Genomic DNA, 23,679 nt, shown 5'->3' with positions numbered 1-23,679 from the left:
CAGTCATGACTAAATAAGGACTGTCCTTCTCCAAGCGAGCCTTGTCCATGAGTGAACTGAAGACCATTTCCATCCGCGGCGCCCGCGAGCACAACCTGAAGGGCATCGATCTCGAGCTGCCGCGCAACAGCCTGATCGTGATGACCGGCCTTTCCGGCTCGGGCAAGTCCTCGCTCGCCTTCGATACCATCTATGCCGAGGGACAGCGCCGCTACGTGGAGAGCCTTTCGGCCTACGCCCGGCAGTTCCTGGAGATGATGCAGAAGCCGGACGTCGACCAGATCGACGGGCTTTCACCGGCAATCTCCATCGAGCAGAAGACGACCTCGCGCAATCCGCGATCCACCGTCGGCACGGTGACCGAGATCTACGACTACATGCGCCTGCTCTTCGCGCGCGTCGGCGTTCCCTATTCACCGGCGACGGGGCTGCCGATCGAGAGCCAGACGGTCTCCCAGATGGTCGACCGCATCCTCGCCTTCGAGGAGGGGGCGCGCCTCTATATCCTCGCGCCGATGATCCGCGGCCGCAAGGGCGAGTACAAGAAGGAACTCGCCGACCTGATGAAGCGCGGCTTCCAGCGCGTGAAGATCGACGGGCAGTTCTACGAGATCGCCGAGGCGCCGGCGCTCGACAAGAAGTACAAGCACGACATCGACGTGGTGGTCGACCGCGTGGTGGTGCGCTCCGACATCGGCGCGCGCCTCGCCGACAGCCTGGAGACCTGCCTCAAGCTCGCCGACGGGCTGGCGATCGCCGAGTTCGCCGACAAGCCGCTGCCGGCTTCGGAGACGGCCGCCGGCGGCTCGGCCAACAAGTCGCTGAACGAGACGCATGAACGGGTGATGTTCTCCGAAAAGTTCGCCTGCCCGGTCTCCGGTTTCACCATTCCGGAGATCGAGCCGCGGCTCTTCTCCTTCAACAATCCCTTCGGCGCCTGCCCGACCTGCGACGGGCTCGGCTCACAGCAGAAGATCGACGAGGCGCTGATCGTGCCGGAGGCACAGCGGCGGCTGAACGACGGGGCGATTGTGCCCTGGGCGAAATCCTCCTCCCCCTACTACAACCAGACGCTCGAATCCCTCGGCAAGGTTTTTGGTTTCAAGCTCTCGAACCGCTGGTCGGACCTGAGTGACGAGGCGCAGCGGGCGATCCTGCACGGCACGGAGGAGAAGATCGAGTTCCATTATGCCGACGGCGCGCGGGCCTATACGACGACCAAGACCTTCGAGGGCATCGTGCCGAACCTCGAACGGCGCTGGAAGGAGACTGACAGCGCCTGGGCGCGCGAGGAAATCGAGCGATTCATGTCGGCAGCCCCCTGCCCGGCCTGCGCCGGCTACCGGCTGAAACCGGAGGCGCTCGCCGTCAAGATCAACGGGCTGCACATCGGCGAAGTCACCGAGATGTCGATCCGCGTCGCCGGTGCCTGGTTCGAGACGCTGCCGGCAAAGCTCAGCGACAAGCAGAACGAGATCGCGGTGCGCATTCTCAAGGAGATCCGCGAGCGGCTGCGCTTTCTGAACGATGTCGGGCTCGACTATCTTTCGATGTCGCGCAATTCCGGAACGCTATCGGGCGGCGAGAGCCAGCGCATCCGGCTCGCCTCGCAGATCGGCTCGGGGCTGACCGGCGTGCTCTACGTGCTGGACGAGCCGTCGATCGGCCTGCACCAGCGCGACAACGCCCGCCTCATCGAGACGCTGAAGCACCTGCGCGACATCGGCAATACGGTGATTGTCGTCGAGCATGACGAGGATGCGATCCTCTCCGCCGATTACGTGGTCGACATCGGCCCGGCGGCCGGTATCCACGGCGGCGAGGTGGTGGCGCAGGGCGTTCCTGCCGAGATCATGGCCAATCCGAATTCACTGACGGGCAAATATCTCTCCGGCGAGCTCGGCGTCGCGGTTCCAGCCGAACGCCGCAAGCCGAAGAAGAGCCAGCAGATCAAGGTGATCGGCGCGCGCGGCAACAATCTGAAGAACGTCACCGCCAGCATCCCGCTCGGCGTGTTCACGGCCGTCACCGGCGTTTCCGGCGGCGGCAAGTCGACCTTCCTCATCGAGACGCTCTACAAGGCGGCGGCACGCCGCATCATGGGCGCGCGCGAAAACCCGGCCGAGCACGACCGCATCGACGGCTTCGAGTTCATCGACAAGGTGATCGACATCGACCAGTCGCCGATCGGCCGCACGCCGCGCTCGAACCCCGCGACCTATACCGGCGCCTTCACGCCGATCCGCGACTGGTATGCCGGCCTGCCCGAGGCGAAGGCGCGCGGCTACCAGCCGGGCCGCTTCTCCTTCAACGTCAAGGGCGGCCGCTGCGAGGCCTGCCAGGGCGACGGGGTGATCAAGATCGAGATGCACTTCCTGCCCGACGTCTACGTGACCTGCGACGTCTGCCACGGCAAGCGCTACAACCGCGAGACGCTCGACGTGACCTTCAAGGGCAAGTCGATCGCCGACGTGCTCGACATGACGGTCGAGGAAGGCGTCGAATTCTTCTCCGCCGTGCCGGCGGTGCGCGACAAGCTGCAATCGCTCTTCGACGTCGGCCTCGGCTATATCAAGGTCGGCCAGCAGGCGAACACGCTCTCCGGCGGCGAGGCGCAGCGCGTCAAGCTCGCCAAGGAACTCTCCAAGCGCTCGACCGGCCGCACGCTCTACATCCTCGACGAGCCGACGACGGGGCTTCATTTCCACGACGTGGCAAAGCTCCTCGAAATGCTGCACGAGCTCGTCAGGCAGGGCAATTCGGTGGTGGTGATCGAGCACAATCTCGAGGTCATCAAGACCGCCGACTGGGTGATCGACTTCGGTCCCGAGGGCGGCGACGGCGGCGGCGAGATCGTCGCGACCGGCACACCGGAGCAGATCGTCGAGGCCGAGCGCTCCTATACCGGCCAGTTCCTCAAGGAACTCCTGGAGCGGCGACCGATGCGGAAGGTGCAGGCGGCGGAGTGAGCGATGAGCGAGACCCTTGAGCTTGTCTGTCAGCTCGTCGAGCGAGACAAGTTCAGGGTGTCGGTGCATGCAGTGCAGGAACTGGTCGACGACGGGCTCCTGATCGAACCCATCATCCGGGCAGTTGCGACAGGCAAGCAGGAGCCTGCCGTCCTGGTCACCGCGTACCGTCCCGATCCGCAGCGCTGGGATGCGAGTTTCACACGGAGGCGTCAGCGATGACCCGTAAATCAGTGCAGCTCATTCGTGAAGGTGAACGCGTGGCGGAGGTCTCCGTGGAGATCGAGGAAGCTGGCGCGTGGGGAGCGACGGTCGGTTTCGCGGACATTGCGAAGCTCGATCGCGTGCGCCGGGCGTTGCGTGCCGGCGATATCCGTGGCGCGCATCGATGATGCAAAGGTCTACCGGCTGGTTCCCGAGATTGATGGCGGAGTCTCGGCTCGCGGTTTCGGCGAAGATCCACAAACACCCTTGAACCACAAACCGAAGTGAGGGCAGCGTCATGACCCAGGCAGGCACAATCCGTACCGGCATCGGCGGCTGGACCTTCGATCCGTGGGAAGGCACCTTCTATCCGGAGAAGCTGCCGAAGAAGAGACAGCTCGAATATGCGAGCCGGGAGCTGACGGCGATCGAGGTCAACGGCACCTATTATTCCAGCCAGAAGCCGGAGACCTTCGCCAAATGGGCGTCGGAGGTGCCGGAGGGCTTCGTCTTTTCGCTGAAGGCGAGCCGTTTCTGCACCAATCGCAAGGTGCTCGCCGAGGCCGGGCCGTCCGTCGAGAAGTTCCTGACCCAGGGGATCACCGAGCTCGGCGCGCATCTCGGGCCGATCCTCTGGCAGTTCATGGGAACGAAGAAGTTCGAACCCAACGATTTCGAGGCCTTTCTGGCGCTGCTGCCGAAAAGCCAGGACGGTATTGCCCTTCGCCACGTCGTCGAACCGCGACATGCCTCCTTCCAGGTGCCGGAACTCATTGCGCTGTTGAAGAAATACAATGTCGCGGCGGTCTGTGCCGACCACCACGACTATCCGATGTTCGCCGAGCCGACGGCCGATTTCGTCTATGCGCGGCTGCAGAAGGGCGAGGACGAGATTCCGACCTGCTATCCGGAAAGGGAAATCGACGCCTGGGCCGGCCGGCTGAAACGCTACGCCGGGGGCGCGATGCCGGACGACCTGCCGAGGATCGCCGACGAGGCGGTGGTCGAGAAGAAGCCGCGCGACGTTTTCGCCTTCTTCATCACCGGCGGGAAGGTCAATGCGCCGAACGGCGCAAGGGTGCTGCAGACGGCGGTTTCCTGACCTCCGGGACAAGGTCGACCCGGCCTACATGACGAAATTGTGACACTGGCGAATCTGGGATATGGTCCGTCGTATTGCCGACCTCATCGGGGCCGGAAATAGCGGAGGCTTTCCGGCTGCGGCTTGGAAGGGCCGTTTCCCTCAACATTCCGGGTTCCTCATGTCGGGCATCGTCGTCTTCATCAATCTCGCCGGCGCCGTCGCGCTGCTCCTGTGGGCGACGCGCATGGTGCGCACCGGTATCGAACGCGCCTACGGCCATGTGCTGAAGGACAAGCTGCGGCTCGCCGTCGGCAACCGGGTCACCGCCGGCGCCGCGGGCTTCGCGCTGGCCGTGGCGCTGCAGAGCGCGACCGCCGTCGCGCTGATCGTCGCCTCCTTCGTCGCCGGTGGCTATGTCTCGTCGGGGATCGGCATCGCCACCCTGCTCGGCGCCGATTTCGGCTCGGCCTTCGTCGTGCGCATCCTGCGCCACGATCTCTCGCTCCTGATCCCGATCCTGCTGCTGATGGGCACCGTGGCATTCCGCGCCTCGGAAACCCGTGGCTGGCGGCAGGCGGGCCGCATCTTCTTCGGGCTCGGTCTGCTGCTCCTGTCGCTGAGGCTGATCGGCGAGGCCTCCGACCCGCTGCGCACCAGCCAGATCCTGCCGCTCCTCATCAACTATCTCTCGCGCGACTGGATCACAGCCTTCCTGCTTTCGGCGCTGCTGGCATGGGCCTTCCACTCCAGTGTTGCGACCATCCTGCTCTTCGCCTCGCTTGCGGACCGCGGGCTGCTGCCGCCGGTGCTGATCATCCCGATGGTGCTCGGTGCGAATTTCGGCGCCGCGGTGATTGGCGCCATGCTGACCAAGAACGCCGAAAGCGCCGCCCGCGTCGTGCCGCTCGGCAACGTCGTCATCCGCGGGCTCGGCACGCTCGCCGCGCTCGCCGTCCAGCTCGTCCTCGTGGTGCCGTCGGAACTTTTCGCGAGCCATCCCGGCGACGCCGTCGTGATGGTGCACCTGGCGCTCAACGGCGCGGTGCTTCTCCTCGGCCTGCCGTTCGCCGGCGTCGTGGCCAGGCTGCTCGAACGTCTGCTGGCGAAGCCTGAGGCCGTCGAGACGGAGGGTCCGGAGGAACGGCTATCGGCACTCAACCCTGCCGACCTCGCCAACCCGAAACAGGCGATCGCCAACGCCACCCGCGAAGTGCTGAGCGTCTGCGACAAGACCGAGGTGATGCTGAACCGCATCTTCGAACTCTACGAGACCTTAGATCCGAAGAAGCTGCAGCGCCTGGAGGCGCTCGACGACGAGATCGACCGCACCCATCGCGACATCAAGTTCTATCTCGCGCGGATTTCGGAAAGCGCGCTCGACGAGGAATCGGCGGCGCAATCGCAGAACCTGCTGAGTGCGGCGATCAAGGTCGAGCAGGCGGCGGATATCATCGCCCAGAACATGGCGACGAGAGCGCGCAAGAAGCATGATCGCAAGGTCGCCTTCTCCGACGAAGGCTGGAGCGAGCTCAAGGCCATGCACAACGAAGTGGTCAAGAACGCGCGCCTCGCCTTCAACCTGCTGGTCGACCGCGACGTCGAATATGCCCGCCAGCTCGTCGCCCGCAAGGAGGTTGTGCGCAACCTCGTGCGCCAGAGCGAGGAGCGGCACCTGCAGCGGCTGCGCGACGGCAATATTGCGAGCTTCGAATCGAGCTCGCTGCACATCGACACGATGCGCGACCTCAAGGAGATCAATTCGCTGGTCGCCTCGATCGGTTATCCGCTGCTCGAGGACGAGGGCATGCTGCGGCGCAGTCGCCTGCTCTGACGGGCGGAACCGCCTCGGCCTGCTTCTTGGGTTGCCGCTCGCTCAGGAGCCGGCGGCTTCGCCGACCGGAGCCTTGCGGGCGAGCCAGCGCGGATTGAAGACGTTCATCACCAGACCGAGGACGATCAGCGCGGCGGCGATGACACGCAGCGGCCCGAAATCCTCGCCGAGCACCAGGGCTGCCGACGACATGCCGAAGACCGGGACGAGCAGCGAGAAGGGTGCGACGGTCGAAACCCCGTAGCGGCTGATCATCGCCCCCCAGACCGCAAAACCGAAGACGGTGGCGCCATAGGCGACGAAGAGCACGGCCCCTGCCCCTTCGAGATTGAGGTTCGCCAGCGCCTGCAGGTCGCGGTCCCAGCCCTCGAACAGCGCGGAGATGATGAAGAGCGGGATCGGCGGCACGAGGCTCACCCAGACCATCAGGTTCAGCATCTGAACCTTGCCGACCTTCTTCATCAGCATGTTCGAGCAGGCCCAGGCGACAGCGGCGGCAAGCACGAGCACGAGGCCCGCGACGGTGAATGTACCATCGATCGAGCTGGCGATGAGCGCGACCCCGGAAAAGGCGAGGACCATGCCGGCGACCTGCAGCGGCCGCGGCCGGTCACCATAGATCAGGAAGGCGAGCAGGACGGTGAAGAAGGCCTGCGATTGCAGGAGCAGCGACGCAAGCCCGGGCGGTGCGCCGACATTCATGCCGATGAAGAGGAAGGAGAACTTCACCACGCCCAGCATCAGGCCGATGCCGAGGATCAGCCGCCAGGGCACATCCGGCCGGCGGATGAAGAAGGCGAGCGGCAGGGCGGCGAAAAGGAAGCGGAGCGCGGAAAAGAGGAGCGGCGGGAAATTGTCGAGGCCGAGCTTGATCACCACGAAATTGAAGCCCCAGACGGCGGCGACGAGGACGAGCATCAGGATGTGAAGGGGCGACATGGGGCGAATCTCCGGCGCGCTGGTGGATGATCGATACACCCTCGCCCGCCGCCAGGGAAAACGGATTCTGCTAATGCCACCGATCGATATGGTTGATGAGGGTCTCGGCGGTGAGGCCCGCACCCGCCCGCTGCGCCGCATCGCCATGCAGCCAGACGCCTGCCGCTGCCGCTTCGAAGGCCGGCACGCCCTGCGCCAGAAGCCCGCCGACGATGCCGGCGAGCACATCCCCGGAACCGGCGGTGGCAAGCGACGGCGGGGCATTCCCGTTGATCAAGGCGCGGCCATCGGGCGCGGCGATCACGCTGTCGGCGCCCTTGTAGATGACCGCCGCATTGGCGCGCGCGGCGGCCTGCCTCGCCCGGTCGACCTTGCTCAGCGCCGGATCGGCGGCAAGATCGGGGAAGAGCCTCGCGAACTCGCCCTCATGCGGCGTCAGCACGAGACGGGGCACGCTATCCGCAAAGGCAGAGAAGAGCGCCTGCGGGTCCTCCGCGAAGGCAGTGATGCCGTCTGCATCGAGGACCAGCCGGCGGCCGGCGGCGGCAAGCGCGGTGACAAAGGCGCGGGCCTTTGCGCCGACGCCGAAGCCGGGGCCGAGAACGAAGACGGAGCGCCGCTCGTCGTGAAGGTAGTCGGCGAGGTCGCTCTCGGTCTCGACCGCCTTCAGCATCACGGCGGTCAGATGGGCGGCATTGGCGGCGACCGCCTCTTTCGGTGAAGCGACGGTGACGACCCCCGCCCCTGCCCTCAGGCCCGCGGCGGCGGCGAGCCGCGCGGCGCCCGTGGCAGCGGCCCCGCCGGAAAACACGGTGAGATGACCGCGGCGGAACTTGTGGGCGGCGGCATCCGTCTGCGGCATGGCCGCATCCCACGCTTCCGGACCGTTGACGAAGAGGCGCTCCCCCTTCGCCTCGACCAGGCGGAACGGGATGCCGATGTCGAAGGTCTCGACGCTGCCACAATGCATCCGGCCGGGAAGCAGGAGATGCCCCGGCTTGCGGGTCATGAAGGTGACTGTGTGGCGCGCCCGGAAGGCGGCGCCCATGACGACGCCGGTGCGCCCGTCGATCCCCGAGGGGAGATCGACCGCGACCACCGGCAGGCCGGCCTCGTCGACCCGTTGCACAATATCGGCGACCGCCGGCGGCACGGCGCGAGCGAGGCCCGCCCCGAAGATCGCATCGACGATCACGTCTCCGGGCGCGGGACGGCAGGTGTCGAGCGGCGCGCCCTCGATCGGGCAGCGCGAACGGGCGGTCGCGGCATCACCCTTGAGGGTCGCCGGATCGCCGAAGTGGAAGAGTGCGACAGGAGCGCCGGTTTCGTGCAAGGCGCGTGCCGCTACATAGCCGTCGCCGCCGTTGTTGCCGGGGCCGCAGAGGACGACGAAGCGTTCTGCGCCGGGAAAGAGCCTGAGGACGGCGGCGGCGACCGCCTGCCCCGCCTTCTCCATCAGGCCATAGGAATCGATGCCCGACGCCGCAGCCGCAGCGTCCACCTCTCCCATCGCCGACGGCGTCAGCAGCCAGTTGCAGTGTCCCCTTGCCATGCCTCCATTGAACCCATTCCGGGCGGAAAGACAACAGGCATCGCGGTTGCGGCAAGAATGACCAACAATAGTGCATTTGCCTATTTTGACGCCACATAGGGTCTGCTTTGCAGGCATGTACGGCACTTACGGATTCCCTCGAAAAATCGGCGAATTTTGCCTTCCTGCGGCATTTTCGCTCCGATTTCGCGATCATTTTCCCCGGAAATGCACATGATTTGTCCCTGCAACTGAAAAAATCCGGCATTTTTCCGAAAAAGCTGTCGCCAACTGGCACGGCACGTGCATCAATACGGGCGAGTGGGATCATCCTGCTGCAATGAGAGAAGCGGAGAGAAATTTTCTCATGAAAAAGATCGAAGCGATCATAAAGCCCTTCAAGCTCGACGAAGTGAAGGAAGCCCTTCAGGAAGTCGGCCTGCAAGGCATCACCGTCACGGAGGCCAAGGGGTTCGGCCGCCAGAAGGGCCATACCGAACTTTACCGGGGTGCGGAATACGTCGTGGATTTCCTGCCGAAGGTAAAGGTCGAAGTGGTTCTGGCGGACGAAAACGTGGAAGCCGTCATCGACGCGATCCGCAACGCCGCGCAGACCGGCCGGATCGGCGATGGTAAGATCTTCGTTTCGAATGTGGAGGAAGTCGTCCGCATCCGTACCGGCGAAACCGGCGTCGACGCCATCTAAAACATCCGCTCTCTTCCAGAGGCGGACCAGTCTATCGTCATCTCACCCAAGGAATATGACCAATGACGACTGCAAACGACATTCTGAAGCAAATCAAGGACAACGACGTCAAGTTCGTCGACCTGCGCTTTACCGACCCGAAGGGCAAACTGCAGCATGTGACGATGGACGTCTGCTGCGTCGATGAAGACATGTTCGCCGACGGCGTCATGTTCGACGGCTCCTCGATCGCCGGCTGGAAGGCAATCAACGAGTCCGACATGGTGCTGATGCCGGATCCGGCGACGGTTCACATGGACCCGTTCTTCGCCCAGTCGACCATGGTCATCATGTGCGACATCCTCGACCCTATCTCCGGCGAAGCCTACAACCGCGACCCGCGCGGTACCGCCAAGAAGGCGGAAGCCTATCTGAAGGCATCCGGCATCGGCGACACCATCTATGTCGGCCCGGAAGCCGAGTTCTTCGTTTTCGACGACGTCAAGTACAAGGCCGACCCCTACAACACCGGCTTCAAGCTCGACTCGTCGGAACTGCCGTCGAACGACGACACCGACTATGAAACGGGCAACCTCGGTCACCGTCCGCGCGTCAAGGGCGGCTATTTCCCAGTTCCGCCAGTCGACAGCCTGCAGGACATGCGCTCCGAAATGCTGACCGTGCTCGCCGAAATGGGCGTCGTCGTCGAAAAGCACCACCACGAAGTGGCGGCCGCCCAGCACGAGCTCGGCGTCAAGTTCGACGCGCTGGTGCGCAATGCCGACAAGATGCAGATCTACAAGTACGTCGTGCACCAGGTCGCCAATGCCTACGGCAAGACCGCGACCTTCATGCCGAAGCCGGTCTTCGGCGACAACGGCTCGGGCATGCACGTCCACATGTCGATCTGGAAGGACGGCAAGCCGACCTTCGCCGGCGACGAATATGCAGGCCTTTCCGAGAACTGCCTCTACTACATCGGCGGCATCATCAAGCATGCCAAGGCGATCAACGCCTTCACCAACCCGTCGACCAACTCCTACAAGCGCCTGGTTCCCGGCTATGAAGCTCCGGTTCTGCTCGCCTATTCGGCGCGCAACCGGTCGGCCTCCTGCCGCATTCCGTTCGGCTCGAACCCGAAGGCGAAGCGCGTCGAAATCCGCTTCCCCGACCCGACCGCCAACCCGTATCTCGCCTTCGCGGCGATGCTGATGGCCGGTCTCGACGGCATCAAGAACAAGATCCATCCCGGCAAGGCCATGGACAAGGACCTCTACGACCTGCCGCCGAAGGAACTGAAGAAGATCCCGACGGTCTGCGGCTCGCTGCGCGAAGCACTCGAATCGCTCGACAAGGATCGCAAGTTCCTGACCGCCGGCGGCGTCTTCGATGACGACCAGATCGACTCGTTCATCGAGCTGAAGATGCAGGAAGTCATGCGCTTCGAAATGACCCCGCATCCGGTTGAATTCGACATGTACTACTCGGTCTGATCCGGGTTTCGTCCGGCCCTCGGGCCGGCGGTCAAACAAGCCGGCGACGTTATGCGTCGCCGGTTTTTCTATTTTAAACAACATCAAGGGATTTTTTCTTCATATCTTCGTTCAGGAAACGATCGAAGAAGTCGCCTTTTCTCGCGATGTAGAGAGCGATAGGCTCCCGGTTTGAGACTCGCCTGCCCGCGCCGCCGGCGCGAAGCCTTCCGTCTTTTCTCCGGAGTTCCGATGACTGACCGCAGCAAGGCCGCGCAACCGCGGGCACTCGACTGGCTTCTCTATTTCCTGGCGCCGGTCTTCTTCTCCAGCAACCTCATCTTCGGCCGCGGCATCACCGGCGAGATCGCCCCCTTCACCACAGCGTTCCTGCGCTGGATCGGCTCGGCGATCATCATCTTTCCCTTCGTCTATGCCGAGCGGCGGACCTGTCTCACCTTCGTGCGGCAGCATACGGCGATCTGGCTGGTGCTCGGCTTTCTCGGCATGGGCATCTGCGGCGGCTTCGTCTACTGGGCGCTGACGCTGACGACCGCCTCCAACGCGACGCTGATCTATACCACCTCGTCACTGTTCATCATCCTGCTGCAGTGGTTGCTGCAGGGGCGTCGAATCCGCCCCGGCGAACTCCTCGGCATGGCGATCGCCTTTTCCGGCGTCGCGGTCATCGTGCTCAAGGGGGACTGGGCGGCGGCGAAGAGTCTCACCTTCAACATCGGCGATCTCGGCATTCTCGTCGCGGCGATCGCCTTCGCACTCTATTCGCTGCTGTTGCGCCATCCGGGCGTCGCGGCGATGCCGCCGCTGCCGCTCTTCGGCCTGCTGGCGTTTTCTGGCGCCATCGTGCTCCTGCCGCCTGCTTTCTACGAAGTGGTGACCGGCGGGCTCTTGCCCGACAGTGCGAGCGACTGGACGAAGCTTGCCGGGATCATCGCCTTCGCCTCGCTCGCGGCCTTTTACTGCTTCCAGCATGCCGTGCGCGTGTTCGGTCCGGCGATGGCCGGTGTCACCCTCTACCTGATGCCGCCGACCTCGATCATCATGGCGGTCATCCTGCTCGGCGAACGCTTCGAGACCTATCACGCCGTCGGCATCGTGCTGGTGATGGGCGGGCTCATGCTTGCGACAGCGCCGATCAAACGTCGATCCTGACGACCGGGTGTGCGCCGCGGTCTTGTCGCACATTGAACGGCTATCACTCTAAACCCTTGATTGTCGGCGTCATCGACCCCAATTTCTTAGGGGAAAGGATGTTCACGCCATGAAACAGAGCAACGCAAAATTTGGCATCGGGGAAGTCGTCCGCCACAAGTTCTTTCCGTTCCGGGGCGTCGTTTTTGATGTGGATCCGGAGTTTGCGAATTCGGAAGAATGGTGGAACTCGATACCGGCGGAGGTCCGGCCGAACAGGGACCAGCCCTTCTATCACCTGCTCGCGGAGAACGAGGAGACGGAATACGTCGCCTATGTCTCGGAGCAGAACCTGGAGCACGACGACAGCGACGTTCCGCTGCGCAACCCACAAGTGAACCAGATCTTCGTGATGGAACAGGCGGGCCGCTACAAGCCGCGGATCAACTTCGCCCACTAGACGATCGCCGATCGCACGGCGACACAAACAAAAAAGGCCCGGGAGACCGGGCCTTTTTCATTGATGCACTGTCGGCAATCAGTTGCCGGTCTTCGCCTTGTCCTGAGCGGCCTCGAGTGCCTTGCGGCTCTCGTCGGTCTTCTTCTGCATGACTTCCTGCAGGAGACGCTGGCGCTCCTCGGCCTGCGACTGCGACATCGCCTCGCCGTCATAGGCGCCGGTGAAGCCTTCGAGCGAGATCTTGATCGGGTTCGGCGCGCGGCGGAAGTTGATCGAGGTGAAGACCACCTCGTTGCCCTTCTTGAGGCTGGCGATGACCGCGTCGGTCATCGGCATTTCGGCCGTGCAGCGGTCGGGCAGGCAGACGGCGTAGTCGAGCTTCTGGCCCTTGCCGCCGTCGATCTGCATCATGATGCCCGGCGGGATCAGGCGGGCGGTCGGAACCGTGACCTGCAGGATCTTGCGGTTGATCTTGCCCTCGACACTAATGAGGCCGACGGCAGTCAGGAGCTGACCGTTCTGGGCGAGCTGCTGATTCTGCACCACGCAGACGTCGTTGTCCTCCTGCTTCTGGCAGGTCTTGAACCACTTCGGCGGAGCGGCAGCGCCTGCATCCTGTGCGGCAGAAACCGCGGGAACGGCGGCAGTGCCGATGGCGAGGACAAGAGCGGAAAGAACCGCCCGCGTGGCTTTGTTTGCATTAAGCATCATACGAATTCCGTCTCCTGAAAACCAACCCGAACCGCACTCACGGTACGGTACCGCTCGGTCGTGCTGCCAGTCACCTGTCGTTCAAATGAGGCAAATACATGACCTTGGCTACCCGGACACACCTGTTACATCGGGCAACGGCGAATATCCAGCCCTTCTTTGGGCCTTCCTTGCACCGCGGGGCGAAAATGGTCGCCTGATGTGTTGGTTTTACGGTCTTCGTGATAGCCTCCGCCGGCGAATCCGACATTAGCCGAAAGGAATCGACGTGCGCCGCCTTCTTCTTCCCATCCTCCTCCTGGGCTTTTCCGGGCTGGCCCAGGCCGAGCCCGTCCACGGCATCGCCATGCATGGCCAGGTGGCGCTGCCTGCGGATTATACACACTTCCCCTACGTGAACCCGCAGGTGAAGAAGGGGGGCAAGATCTCCTACGGCGTCGTCGGCACCTTCGACAGCCTCAATCCCTTCGTCATCAAGGGCATGCGCACGACGGCGCGCGGCGTATGGGACCCGGAATACGGCAATCTCTTCTACGAGGCGCTGATGCAGCGTTCGAGCGACGAACCGTTTTCGCTCTACGGCCTGCTCGCCGAAAGCGTCGAATGGGACGAGGAGCGCAGCTTCATCCAGTTCAATCTCAATCCGAAGGCGCACTGGCACGACGGCAAGCCGGTGACCGCGGAAGACGTGATCTTCTCCTTCAATCTGCTCGCCGAAAAGGGTCGTCCGCCTTACAACAAGCGTCTCGACGCCGTCGCCAAGATGGAACAGGTCGGCGAACGCAGCGTTCGCTTCACCTTCAACGACAAGGCCAATCGCGAGACGCCGCTGATCCTCGCGCTGTCGATGCCGATCCTGCCGAAGCACGCGTTGGATCCGGCGACCTTCGAACAATCGTCGCTTGCGATCCCGGTCGCTTCCGGCCCCTACAAGATCAAGTCGATCCAGCCCGGCGAAAAGATCGTCTGGCAGCGCGACCCGGATTACTGGGGCAAGGACATTCCCTCAAAGGCCGGTTTCGACAATTACGATGAAATCTCGGTCACCTACTTCCTGCAGGATTCGACGCTTTTCGAAGCTTTCAAGAAGGGTGACGTGGATGTCTATCCGGACGGCGACGCGAATCACTGGGACCGCGCCTACGATTTCCCCGCCGTGCAGAAGGGTGACGTCGTCAAGGAAGTGTTCAAGCCCGGTCTTCCCTCCGGCATGCTCGGATTCGTCTTCAACACCCGCCGGCCGATCTTCGCCGATGTGCGGGTTCGCGAGGCACTGTCGCTCGCCTTCGACTTCGAATGGATGAACAAGACGCTCTACGACAACGCCTTCCAGCGCACCCAGAGTTTCTGGCAGAATTCCAAGCTCGGCGCCTACGGCAACGCCGCCGACGAGCGCGAGCTGGCGCTGCTCGGGCCGGCGAAGGACAAGCTCGGTCCTGAAATCCTCGCCGGCACCTACACGATGCCGGTGACGGATGCTTCCGGCAGCGACCGCAAGGTGCTGCGTGAGGCGGTCGGCCTGCTCAGGGAGGCCGGCTATACGATCCAGGGCGGCAAGATGGTGGATTCCGCGGGCAAGCCGCTCGCCTTCGAGGTGATGACCCAGAACGCCGGGCAGGAGAAGATGGCGGTCGCCTACCAGCGGGCGCTGAAGATGATCGGCGTCGACATGGCGATCCGCACGGTCGACGACGCGCAGTACCAGGCCCGCTCGAACAGCTTCGACTACGACATGATCATCAAGGCCTACACCTCTTCGCTGTCGCCGGGTGCGGAGCAGGTCAACCGCTGGGGCTCGGCCTCGAAGGACGCGCAGGGCAGCTTCAACTATGCGGGTGTCGCCGATCCGGACATCGACCGGATGATCGACGCCCTGATGAACGCGCGCACCCAGGAGGATTTCCAGGCGGCGGTGCGCGCCTATGACCGCCTGCTGGTCGCCGGCCACTATGTCGTGCCGCTCTACCATCTCGGCGAACAGTGGGTGGCGCACTGGAAGCACATCGCCCGGCCAGAACAGGTGCCGCTTTACGGCTACCAGCTGCCGACATGGTGGGATGCACGGGCGCAGTGATCCCGCGCCCTCACCCTTTCTGGTCGCGTTTCAGGGGTGGTTCCCAAAAGGTAACGCCTTGAAGTGCGCGGCCCTTGGCCCTAAGTGGCGGAAACAGATGCTTTCCGCCGCCCAAGATCACTGAAAGGACGCCCCATGCAGCGCATCACCATCGACATCGTCTCGGACGTCGTCTGCCCCTGGTGCTTCCTCGGCAAGGCGCGTCTCGACCTCGCGATCGCCGAGGTGCAGGACGAGATCTCCGTCGATGTGAACTGGCGTCCCTACCGTCTCAATCCCGACTATCCGCCGGAAGGCGTCGACCAGCAGGTTGAACTCGCCCGCAAGCTCGGCGGCAAGGAGAACATGGACCGCGCCCACGAGCAGTTGAAGGAATTGGGCCGCGAGGTCGGAATCGCCTTCGACTTCGATGCGATCAGGATCGGCCCGAACACGCTCGACGCCCACCGGCTGATTCACTGGGCCGGCACGGAGGACCGCGAGGCTCAACAGCGCGTCGTTTCCGCGCTGTTCAAGGCGAATTTCGAGGAAGGCCGCAATGTCGGTGACAGGGCCGTCCTGCTCGACATCGCCGAGAAGGCGGGGCTCGACCGCGCGGTGATTTCGACTCTGCTCGAGGGTGATGCCGACAAGGCGCATGTGCTTTCCGAAATCGATGCCGTCCAGCAGATGGGCGTGAACGGCGTTCCCTTCTTCATCTTCGACCAGAAATATGCCGTCAGCGGTGCGCAGACGCCGGAGGTCCTCGCCAATGCGCTCCGGGACATTGCGCGCCTCAAGGCCGAAGATCAGCGAAAACTGAATTGACGCCGGTCAGGAAGGGACCTATCCAGAGAGCGTCGCATCTCTCCCCGGAAGATCCCCCTTGTCCCAAGACACCACCCTCAAAGGCGTCCTGATCGCCTTCGTCTGCTTTGTCGCCTATGCCATCAGCGACGCTTCGGTGAAGCTTATCGACGGCCGCGTGCCGCCGCTCGAAGCGGCCTTCTTCGGCTCCTGTTTCGGCCTTATCGCGGTCCCGTTCCTGCTGAAGCGGGGCGACCTCTGGTCCGACCTCGTGCGCACGACCAACCGGCCGCTCTGGCTCCTGCGATTCGTCTGTTCCGCGATCGGCACCGTCGGCAGCATCATCGCCTTCACCGAGCTCAGCATGGCGGAGGCGTTCAGCCTGATCTTCCTGCTGCCGTCCTTCGCGACCATCCTGTCGGTGATCTTCCTCAAGGAGAAGGTGGGCGCGCGGCGCTGGTCGGCCGTCGTCATCGGCTTTGTCGGCGTGCTCGTCGTCCTGCGGCCGGGTTTCCGGGAACTGTCGTTCGGGCATCTGACGGCGCTCGTCTCCGGCTTCACCGGCGCCGTTTCCATCGTCATCTACCGGGCAGTGGGTCCGGCGGAAAAGAGCGTGTCGCTCTATGGCGCCGGCTTTCTCGGCAGCCTGCTGATTTCCGGGGCGCTGATGGCGCCCGGTTTCGTCTGGCCGACGGTCCAAGATTTTTCGCTGCTGGCGTCGTTCGGCATCCTCGCGACCGTCGGCAACGTCCTGCTTATGGTCGCCTCCTTTTATGCCTCGGCGGCGGTCGTCGGGCCGATCCAGTACAGCCAGATGATCTGGGCGGTGCTCTTCGGCTATGTGCTCTTCGGCGACCATCTGGACCTGCCGATGTTCGCCGGCATTGTGCTCATCGTCGGCTCGGGACTGCTGACCGTGATCCGCGAGCGCCAGCGCGGCGTGCCGCTGCCGCCCTCGCTTGCCGCGGCGCCGCAGGCGGCGCTTTCGGCTGAGCCTGAAACGCCGGCCGAAGTCGACCGTCAGGGCTGACGCGCCAACTCGGCCATCTGGGTCATGACCATCGCCGCGCCGGCGAGCCGCTTTTCGGGGGTCGGCAGATCGCGGGTGAGGAAAACGCTCTGGTCGGGGCGGATCTTCGCCATCGTGCCCTGTTTGGCGATGTAGCCGACGAGTGCCGCCGGATTCGGGAATTCCTTGTTGCGGAACTGGACGACGACGCCCTTCGGCCCGGCCTCGAGCTTCTCGACGTTCGCCTTGCGGCAGAGCGCCTTGATGTAGACGATCTTCAACAGGCTCTGGACTTCCGCCGGCATCGGGCCGAAGCGGTCGATCATCTCCGCGCCGAAGGCGTCGATCTCGCCGAGTTCGGTCAGTTCGCCGAGGCGGCGATAGAGGCCGAGGCGCAGATGCAAATCCGGCACGTAGTCGTCGGGGATCATCACCGAGGTGCCGACGGAAATCTGCGGCGACCAGCCGGTATCCTCGACAACGTCCACGCCCTTCACCTCGGCGACCGCCTCTTCCAGCATGTGCTGGTAGAGCTCGAAGCCGACTTCCTTGATGTGGCCGGACTGCTCCTCGCCGAGCAGGTTGCCGGCACCGCGGATATCGAGGTCGTGGCTCGCGAGCTGGAAGCCGGCGCCGAGCGTGTCGAGCGACTGCAGGACCTTCAGGCGGCGCTCGGCCGAGGAAGTGAGCACCTTGTTGACCGGCAGGGTCAGCAGCGCGAAGGCGCGGACCTTCGAGCGTCCGACACGGCCGCGCAGCTGGTAGAGCTGGGCGAGGCCGAACATGTCGGCGCGGTGGACGACCAGCGTGTTGGCGGTCGGCACGTCGAGGCCCGATTCGACGATGGTGGTCGAGAGCAGCACGTCGTAGCGGCCGTCGTAGAAGGCGTTCATGATGTCTTCCAGCTCGCCGGCCGCCATCTGGCCGTGCGCGACAGCGACCTTCAGCTCCGGCACGTCGGACTGCAGGAAGGCCTGCACGTCGGCGAGATCGGAAAGCCGCGGGCAGACATAGAAGCTCTGGCCGCCGCGATAGTGCTCACGCATCAGCGTCTCGCGGATCACCAGCGGATCGAAGGGCGAGACGAAGGTCCGGACCGCCATGCGGTCGACGGGCGGCGTGGTGATCAACGAAAGTTCGCGAACGCCTGTCATCGCAAGCTGGAGCGTGCGCGGGATCGGCGTCGCCGACAGCGTCAGGACGTGGACATCCGATTTCAGCTCCTTCAGCCGTTCCTTGTGCTTGACGCCGAAGTGCTGCTCCTCGTCGATGATGAGGAGGCCGAGATTGGCGAACTTGATGCCGGAGCCGAGAAGCGCATGGGTGCCGACGACGATGTCGGTCTTGCCGTCCGCCACTTCCTTCTTGACGAGGTTGAGCTCCTTGGTGCCGACGAGGCGGGAGGCCTGCTGCACGCGGATCGGCAGGCCACGGAAGCGCTCGGAAAAGGTTTTGAAATGCTGGCGGGCGAGAAGCGTGGTCGGCACGACGACCGCGACCTGCACGCCGTTCATCGCAGCGGTGAAGGCGGCTCTGAGCGCCACTTCCGTCTTGCCGAAGCCGACGTCGCCGCAGACGAGGCGATCCATCGGACGGCCGGCGCCGAGATCGCCGCGCACCGCCTCGATGGCGTTCATCTGGTCCTCGGTCTCGTCATAGGGGAAGCGGGCGGCGAATTCGTCGTAGAGGCCTTCCTGGGTGGCGAGCACCGGCGCGGACCGCGTCAGCCGTTCCGCGGCGATGCGGATCAGGCCGTCGGCCATGTCGAGCAGGCGGCGCTTGAGCTTCGCCTTGCGCATCTGCCAGGCGCCGCCGCCGAGGCGGTCGAGCTGGGCATCGCTGCCTTCGGAACCATAGCGCGACAGGAGATCGATGTTCTCGACCGGCAGGAAGAGCTTTGCGTCGTCGGCGTAGAGGAGTTCGAGGCAGGCATGCGGCGCGCCGGCGGCCTCGATGGTCCGCAGGCCGACGAAACGGCCGATGCCGTGTTCGGCGTGGACGACGATCGACCCTTCGTCCAGCCCTGCGACCTCGGAGATGAAATCGGCGGCGCGCTTGCGGCGCTTGGAGCGGCGCACCATGCGGTCGCCGAGAATGTCCTGTTCGCCGACGATGACGAGATCGCCCGCTTCGAACCCGCCTTCGAGACTGAGGACGGCGGCACCGCCCTCGCCCTTCTTCAGCGTGTCGACGTCCTTCAGCGACTTGAGCGGCACCAGCTTTTCGAGCCCGTGCTCGGCAAGCACCTGACAGAGGCGGTCGAGCGAACCGTCAGACCAGCCGGCGACGAGCACCTTGGCGCCGGAGGCGCGCTTGTCGGCGATGTAGCGGACCGCCTGGTCGAAGACGTTGACGCGATTGCCCTCGGCGGTGTCGATGGCGGTCTTCGCCCAGCGCGGGCTCGGGCGGGCGGCGATTTCCACCACCTTCCGCGTTTCCCCCTCATGCTCGGCGAAGGGCGTGAGACGGATCGGCGCCACGGTGTCGAGCGCCTTCACGAACTGCGCCGCAGTGAGATAGAGGCGCTCGGGCGGCACGGGCTTGTAGGGCGTGCCCTGTGAGAGATGCCCTTTGCCGGCATCGCCCGCGTGGTGACGCGCCTCGTAATAGTCCAGGATCTGCTTTGCCCGTTCCTCGGCGGCCTCGCGGACGGTGTGGTCGGTGACGACGAGGAAGCCTTCGAGATAGTCGAAGACCGTCTCCAGATGATCGTGGAAGAGCGGCAGCCAGTGCTCGAGGCCGGCATAGCGTCGCCCCTCCGAGACGGCGGCATAAAGCGCGTCGTCGCGGGTGGCGGCCCCGAACAGCGAGAGATAGTTCTTGCGGAAGCGGGCGATGCTCTCCGGCGTGAGCGTCACCTCGCTCATCGGATTGAGATCAAGGGAGCGGGCCTGCCCCGTCGTGCGCTGGCTCGCCGGATCGAAATAGCGGATCGATTCCAGCGTGTCGCCGAAGAAATCGAGGCGAACCGGCTCTTCCGCGCCGGGCACGAAGACGTCGAGGATGCCGCCGCGGACGGCGAATTCGCCGACCTCGCGGACGGTCGCGACGCGCTCGAAGCCATTGCGTTCGAGGCGCGAGGCGACATCGTCCATGCGGATCTGGTTGCCCGGGCGGGCGGAAAAGGCCAGGCTCTCGATGACGTCGGCCGGGGCGACCCGCTGCAGCATCGCGTTGACCGTCACGAGGACGACGCCGGGATGCGGCTTGCGGCGGTGGGCGATCAGGCCGCCGAGCGCGGTCAGGCGGCGGGCGGAGACATCGGCGCTCGGCGAAACGCGGTCATAGGGAAGGCAGTCCCAGGCCGGCAGGGTCAGCACCGGGATTTCCGGCGCAGCGAAGGAGAGCACCTGCTCGATGTCCGCGAGCTTCTGGCCGTCGGAGAGCACGTAGGCGACGGGGCGGCCCTGACGCGCGAGTTCGGCGATCAGGAAGGCGTCCATGCCGTCCGGCACGCTCGAAAGCGTCAGTGCGGTTTCGGCCCGCGCGATCGTCTTGGCATCGAAGAGAGAGATCATTCGGCCTTTCCGGTGGATTCCATGGTGACCGGCGAGAAGTCCGGACGACAGGTCGCGATGCGCTCGAAGAGCGGTGTCCGATGGCGCTCGGGTGTCGCTTCTGCACCCGTGATCCATTTCACGAGGTCGTTGTCCTCTTCGGCCATGATGCGTTCGAGTTCGTCGAGCTCGGCGTCGGAGAGATCCGCGATCGCCTGTTCGGCGAACTGGCCGAGGACGAGATCCATTTCGCGGATGCCGCGGTGCCAGCAACGGAAAAGGATGCGCCGACGGCGCGGGTCGAGATCGGCGCTGGTGCGGGTCAATCCTGTCATTTCGGCATCCCTTCCTGTTGATGCGCCTCTATAGCCCCTGGGATGTGGATTGTCAGCCTTGCCAAGCACGTAATTATCGTCGCATTTTGGCAGCCACCATGCGCCCCGCCCTGCTCGATCCCCTGTTCGCCCCCGTCGCTTCGCTCCCAGGCGTCGGGCCGAAGCTCGCCGGCCTGATCGCCACGTTGCTCGGGCGCGACGACGCGGACGACTGCCGGGTGATCGACCTGCTGATGCTGGCGCCGCACCGGCTGATCGACCGGCGCTACCAGCCCGGCATCGCGCTCGCCCCGCAAGGCGCGATCGTGACCGTCACCGGCCGCGTCGACCGACACCAGCCGCCGCCGCGCGGCAACAGGAGCGTGCCTTACCGCGTCTTCCTGCACGACGACACCGGCGAGCTGGCGCTGACCTTCTTCCATGCCAAGGGGCCGTGGCTCGAAAAGACGTTTCCGGTCGACGAGACCGTGATGGTCTCAGGCAAGGTCGACTGGTTCAACGGCCGCCCCTCGATGGTCCACCCCGATTACGTGGTGAAAGCGAGCGAGGCGGACAGCCTGCCGCGCGTCGAACCGGTCTATCCGCTGACCGCCGGGCTGTCGCCGAAAGTATTGCGCAAGGCGATAGAGGGCGCGCTGGAACGCGTTCCCGAGCTCCCCGAATGGATCGACCCGCCGCTTGTCCAGAGGCAGGGTTTCGAGCCGCCCAAGGCGAGCATTCTCAGGCTCCACAATCCGCGCGATACCGCCGATGTCGAGCCACAGGCGCCGGCGCGGCGACGGCTTGCCTATGACGAATTTCTCGCCGGCCAGGTGTCGCTGGCGCTGGTGCGGCAGAGGTTGCGGCGGGTGGCGGGCTCGCCCGTCCACGCGACGGGGGCGATCAGCCACAAGGTCCTCGCGGCCCTGCCCTTCTCACTGACCGCCGGCCAGCAACAGGCGGTCGCCGACATCCTGAAGGACATGGCGGGACAGACCCGCATGCTGCGTCTCTTGCAGGGGGATGTCGGCGCCGGCAAGACGCTGGTGGCACTGCTTGCGATGACGGCGGCAATCGAGAGCGGCGGCCAGGCGGTGCTGATGGCACCGACCGAAATTCTGGCAAGGCAGCACCACGCGACCATTTCCCGGCTCGCCGAGGCGGCCGGCATGTCGGTGGTCGTGCTGACCGGCCGCACCAAGGGCCGCGAACGCGAGGCGATCCTCGAGAAGATCGCGAGCGGCGAGGCACAGATCATCATCGGCACGCACGCCCTCTTCCAGGACACGGTGAGCTATCGCAACCTGCAGCTCGCCGTCGTCGACGAGCAGCACCGGTTCGGCGTGCACCAGCGGCTGCGGCTCACCGCCAAGGGAGTCTCGCCCCACATGCTGGTGATGACGGCGACCCCCATTCCACGCACGCTCGTTCTCGCTGCCTTCGGCGACCTCGACGTCTCCAAGCTCACGGAAAAGCCCGCGGGCCGCAAGCCGATCCAGACGGTGACCGTCCCTTCCGAGCGAACCAACGAGATCATCGATCGCCTCCGGAGCGCCGTCCGCGAGGGCAAGAAGGCCTACTGGATCTGCCCGCTCGTCGAGGAATCGGACGTGACGGAGCTGATGTCGGCGGAGGAGCGCCACGCGATCCTGACGCAGGCGCTCGGGGCGGATGTCGGGCTCGTCCATGGCCGCATGAGCGGACCCGAGAAGGATGCGGCCATGATGGCATTCAAGAACGGCGAAACCCGCGTTCTGGTCGCGACGACGGTGGTCGAGGTCGGCGTCGATGTGCCGGACGCGACGATCATGGTGATCGAGCATGCGGAGCGGTTCGGGCTCGCCCAGCTCCACCAGTTGCGCGGCCGGGTCGGGCGCGGCGCGGAGGCCTCGAGCTGTATTCTCCTCTACAAGGCCCCGCTCGGAGAGACGGGCCATGCGCGGCTTTCGATCCTGCGCGAGAGCGAGGACGGTTTCCTCATCGCGGAGGAGGATCTGAAGCTGCGCGGCGAAGGCGAACTCCTCGGCACGCGGCAATCAGGAACACCGGGTTTCCGGTTCGCAAGTCTCGAACATCACGGCGACCTGCTTGAAACCGCCCACAAGGACGCCGCCTACATTCTGGAGAAGGATGCGGACCTGGTTTCAGAACGCGGGCGCGCGCTCCGTATTCTGCTCTATCTCTTCCGCCGCGACGAGGCGATCCGCTTCCTCAGAGCCGGGTGAGAGCAACCGGGGGAATTGTCCTTAGCCGGCTAATTCTCGGCTATTTCAGGGCTTCCAGACCGGAAAGACGGTTTCCATGCTGCGCGGCTTGTAGTCCGGCATGACGAGGCCGCCGGAGATCAGGAGCTTCGCCGCTTCCTCGGGTGTCATGTCGAGCAGCTTGATGCGGTCACGCGGCACGAACATCAGGAAGCCCGCGGTCGGCACCGGCGTCGGCGGCAGGAAGACGGCGACCATCTCGCGGCCGTCCTCGTTGAGCCGGGCGGCGATCTCTCCGCGGACATCGGTGGCGATGAAGACCACTGCCCACGTGCCGGGGCTCGGGAACTCGATGAGGCCGACCCGCTTGAAGGACGACGACTGGTCCTTGAGCACCGATTCGAAGATCTGCTTCAGGCTTTTGTAAAGCGTGCGCACCAGCGGCATGCGGTGGAGGACGCGCTCGGAGAAATCGACGACAGAGCGCCCGATCAGATTCTTCCCCAGGAAGCCGATCAAGGTGATCGAGACGACGGCGATCAGCAGGCCGAAGCCCGGAACTGCGAATTTCAGGTAGCTCTCGGGGTCGATCCGGCTCGGAATGTAGGGCTTCACCCAGCTGTCGGCCCAGCGGATGAAGGACCATGTGAGCCAGATCGTGATCGCCACCGGCGCGCAGATGATTAGGCCGGCGAGGAAATTGTTTCTCAGCCGCGTCGCCAGGGACGTCCTTTCGGGGAGATCGTTCATCGCTTGC

19 protein-coding genes are annotated in these 23,679 nt (G+C 64.6%); 13 read left to right on the top strand and 6 right to left on the bottom strand.

The annotated features are described in order from the left end of the window. Positions 1-47: 47 nt before the first annotated feature. The 5 genes from uvrA to DFR48_RS11490 all read left to right on the top strand — a co-directional run bounded on the left by uvrA (position 48) and on the right by DFR48_RS11490 (position 6,088). Entirely contained in the window at positions 48-2,969 is a 2,922-nt protein-coding gene (gene uvrA, locus DFR48_RS11505; protein ID WP_114363278.1) for an excinuclease ABC subunit UvrA, read from the top strand. Between the two features lie 3 nt (positions 2,970-2,972). Then, a complete protein-coding gene (locus DFR48_RS11500; RefSeq protein ID WP_114363277.1) occupies positions 2,973-3,191 on the top strand; it encodes a hypothetical protein in 219 nt (72 codons plus the stop codon). Next, positions 3,188-3,361, top strand: a complete 174-nt coding sequence (locus DFR48_RS21935; RefSeq protein WP_170141848.1) for a hypothetical protein — start codon at positions 3,188-3,190, stop codon at positions 3,359-3,361. Before DFR48_RS11500 ends, DFR48_RS21935 begins: the two co-directional genes overlap by 4 nt. A 110-nt stretch (positions 3,362-3,471) precedes the next feature. Further along, positions 3,472-4,275, top strand: coding sequence for a DUF72 domain-containing protein (locus DFR48_RS11495; protein ID WP_114363276.1), 804 nt, complete (start codon positions 3,472-3,474; stop codon positions 4,273-4,275). Between the two features lie 160 nt (positions 4,276-4,435). Beyond that, a complete protein-coding gene (locus DFR48_RS11490; protein WP_114363275.1) occupies positions 4,436-6,088 on the top strand; it encodes a Na/Pi cotransporter family protein in 1,653 nt (550 codons plus the stop codon). Positions 6,089-6,130: 42 nt separating this feature from the next. On the opposite strand, the gene DFR48_RS11485 is transcribed toward DFR48_RS11490, so the two are convergent. Continuing rightward, entirely contained in the window at positions 6,131-7,027 is an 897-nt protein-coding gene (locus tag DFR48_RS11485; protein ID WP_114363274.1) for an EamA family transporter, read from the bottom strand. A 70-nt stretch (positions 7,028-7,097) separates the two neighbouring features. After that, a complete protein-coding gene (locus tag DFR48_RS11480) occupies positions 7,098-8,579 on the bottom strand; it encodes an NAD(P)H-hydrate dehydratase (protein ID WP_114363273.1) in 1,482 nt (493 codons plus the stop codon). Positions 8,580-8,925: 346 nt separating this feature from the next. On the opposite strand from DFR48_RS11480, the gene DFR48_RS11475 reads away from it, so the two are divergent. The 4 genes from DFR48_RS11475 (at position 8,926) to hspQ (ending at position 12,327) form a co-directional block, all read left to right on the top strand. Further along, positions 8,926-9,264, top strand: a complete 339-nt coding sequence (locus DFR48_RS11475; protein WP_015916113.1) for a P-II family nitrogen regulator — start codon at positions 8,926-8,928, stop codon at positions 9,262-9,264. A 62-nt stretch (positions 9,265-9,326) separates the two neighbouring features. Next, positions 9,327-10,736, top strand: a complete 1,410-nt coding sequence (gene glnA, locus DFR48_RS11470) for a type I glutamate--ammonia ligase (RefSeq protein WP_114363272.1) — start codon at positions 9,327-9,329, stop codon at positions 10,734-10,736. Positions 10,737-10,967: 231 nt separating this feature from the next. Then, the gene (locus tag DFR48_RS11465; protein WP_114363271.1) at positions 10,968-11,888 is read left to right on the top strand and encodes a DMT family transporter; all 921 of its coding nucleotides are present in this window, start codon (positions 10,968-10,970) and stop codon (positions 11,886-11,888) included. 109 nt (positions 11,889-11,997) lie between these two features. Then, positions 11,998-12,327, top strand: coding sequence for a heat shock protein HspQ (gene hspQ / locus DFR48_RS11460; protein ID WP_114363270.1), 330 nt, complete (start codon positions 11,998-12,000; stop codon positions 12,325-12,327). A 78-nt stretch (positions 12,328-12,405) separates the two neighbouring features. Here the strand turns inward: hspQ and DFR48_RS11455 are convergent, their stop codons facing one another. Further along, positions 12,406-13,038, bottom strand: coding sequence for an invasion associated locus B family protein (locus DFR48_RS11455; protein ID WP_114363269.1), 633 nt, complete (start codon positions 13,036-13,038; stop codon positions 12,406-12,408). Positions 13,039-13,306: 268 nt separating this feature from the next. Between DFR48_RS11455 and DFR48_RS11450 the strand changes: the two genes are divergently transcribed. The 3 genes from DFR48_RS11450 to DFR48_RS11440 all read left to right on the top strand — a co-directional run bounded on the left by DFR48_RS11450 (position 13,307) and on the right by DFR48_RS11440 (position 16,928). Next, entirely contained in the window at positions 13,307-15,112 is a 1,806-nt protein-coding gene (locus tag DFR48_RS11450) for an extracellular solute-binding protein (protein ID WP_114363268.1), read from the top strand. Between the two features lie 135 nt (positions 15,113-15,247). After that, entirely contained in the window at positions 15,248-15,919 is a 672-nt protein-coding gene (locus DFR48_RS11445; RefSeq protein ID WP_114363267.1) for a DsbA family oxidoreductase, read from the top strand. 58 nt (positions 15,920-15,977) lie between these two features. Then, entirely contained in the window at positions 15,978-16,928 is a 951-nt protein-coding gene (locus tag DFR48_RS11440) for a DMT family transporter (RefSeq protein WP_114363266.1), read from the top strand. Here DFR48_RS11440 and mfd read toward each other — a convergent pair. Together mfd and DFR48_RS11430 are read right to left on the bottom strand one after the other, a co-directional pair. Beyond that, entirely contained in the window at positions 16,919-20,425 is a 3,507-nt protein-coding gene (gene mfd, locus DFR48_RS11435) for a transcription-repair coupling factor (protein WP_114363265.1), read from the bottom strand. The two genes, DFR48_RS11440 and mfd, sit on opposite strands and share 10 nt — an antisense overlap. Continuing rightward, the gene (locus DFR48_RS11430) at positions 20,422-20,739 is read right to left on the bottom strand and encodes a succinate dehydrogenase assembly factor 2 (protein WP_114363264.1); all 318 of its coding nucleotides are present in this window, start codon (positions 20,737-20,739) and stop codon (positions 20,422-20,424) included. Before DFR48_RS11430 ends, mfd begins: the two co-directional genes overlap by 4 nt. 98 nt (positions 20,740-20,837) lie before the next feature. Between DFR48_RS11430 and recG the strand changes: the two genes are divergently transcribed. Beyond that, entirely contained in the window at positions 20,838-22,943 is a 2,106-nt protein-coding gene (gene recG / locus DFR48_RS11425) for an ATP-dependent DNA helicase RecG (RefSeq protein ID WP_114363263.1), read from the top strand. 45 nt (positions 22,944-22,988) lie between these two features. On the opposite strand, the gene DFR48_RS11420 is transcribed toward recG, so the two are convergent. Next, on the bottom strand, positions 22,989-23,672 hold the full coding sequence (locus tag DFR48_RS11420) for a DUF502 domain-containing protein (protein WP_114363262.1): 684 nt from the start codon (positions 23,670-23,672) through the stop codon (positions 22,989-22,991). Positions 23,673-23,679: the final 7 nt, after the last annotated feature.

Origin of the sequence: Ciceribacter lividus, from assembly GCF_003337715.1 — a bacterium.
GTDB lineage: Bacteria > Pseudomonadota > Alphaproteobacteria > Rhizobiales > Rhizobiaceae > Allorhizobium > Allorhizobium lividum.
Note: the sequence above shows the minus strand (reverse complement) of the source record. Positions and strands in the feature narration are given on the sequence as shown.

Coding starts and splice junctions, on each gene's coding strand:
- uvrA (WP_114363278.1), top strand. CDS start 48: ATGAGTGAACTGAAGACCATTTCCATCCGCGGCGCCCGCGAGCACAAC.
- DFR48_RS11500 (WP_114363277.1), top strand. CDS start 2,973: ATGAGCGAGACCCTTGAGCTTGTCTGTCAGCTCGTCGAGCGAGACAAG.
- DFR48_RS21935 (WP_170141848.1), top strand. CDS start 3,188: ATGACCCGTAAATCAGTGCAGCTCATTCGTGAAGGTGAACGCGTGGCG.
- DFR48_RS11495 (WP_114363276.1), top strand. CDS start 3,472: ATGACCCAGGCAGGCACAATCCGTACCGGCATCGGCGGCTGGACCTTC.
- DFR48_RS11490 (WP_114363275.1), top strand. CDS start 4,436: ATGTCGGGCATCGTCGTCTTCATCAATCTCGCCGGCGCCGTCGCGCTG.
- DFR48_RS11485 (WP_114363274.1), bottom strand. CDS start 7,027: ATGTCGCCCCTTCACATCCTGATGCTCGTCCTCGTCGCCGCCGTCTGG.
- DFR48_RS11480 (WP_114363273.1), bottom strand. CDS start 8,579: ATGGCAAGGGGACACTGCAACTGGCTGCTGACGCCGTCGGCGATGGGA.
- DFR48_RS11475 (WP_015916113.1), top strand. CDS start 8,926: ATGAAAAAGATCGAAGCGATCATAAAGCCCTTCAAGCTCGACGAAGTG.
- glnA (WP_114363272.1), top strand. CDS start 9,327: ATGACGACTGCAAACGACATTCTGAAGCAAATCAAGGACAACGACGTC.
- DFR48_RS11465 (WP_114363271.1), top strand. CDS start 10,968: ATGACTGACCGCAGCAAGGCCGCGCAACCGCGGGCACTCGACTGGCTT.
- hspQ (WP_114363270.1), top strand. CDS start 11,998: ATGAAACAGAGCAACGCAAAATTTGGCATCGGGGAAGTCGTCCGCCAC.
- DFR48_RS11455 (WP_114363269.1), bottom strand. CDS start 13,038: ATGATGCTTAATGCAAACAAAGCCACGCGGGCGGTTCTTTCCGCTCTT.
- DFR48_RS11445 (WP_114363267.1), top strand. CDS start 15,248: ATGCAGCGCATCACCATCGACATCGTCTCGGACGTCGTCTGCCCCTGG.
- mfd (WP_114363265.1), bottom strand. CDS start 20,425: ATGATCTCTCTCTTCGATGCCAAGACGATCGCGCGGGCCGAAACCGCA.
- DFR48_RS11430 (WP_114363264.1), bottom strand. CDS start 20,739: ATGACAGGATTGACCCGCACCAGCGCCGATCTCGACCCGCGCCGTCGG.
- recG (WP_114363263.1), top strand. CDS start 20,838: ATGCGCCCCGCCCTGCTCGATCCCCTGTTCGCCCCCGTCGCTTCGCTC.
- DFR48_RS11420 (WP_114363262.1), bottom strand. CDS start 23,672: ATGAACGATCTCCCCGAAAGGACGTCCCTGGCGACGCGGCTGAGAAAC.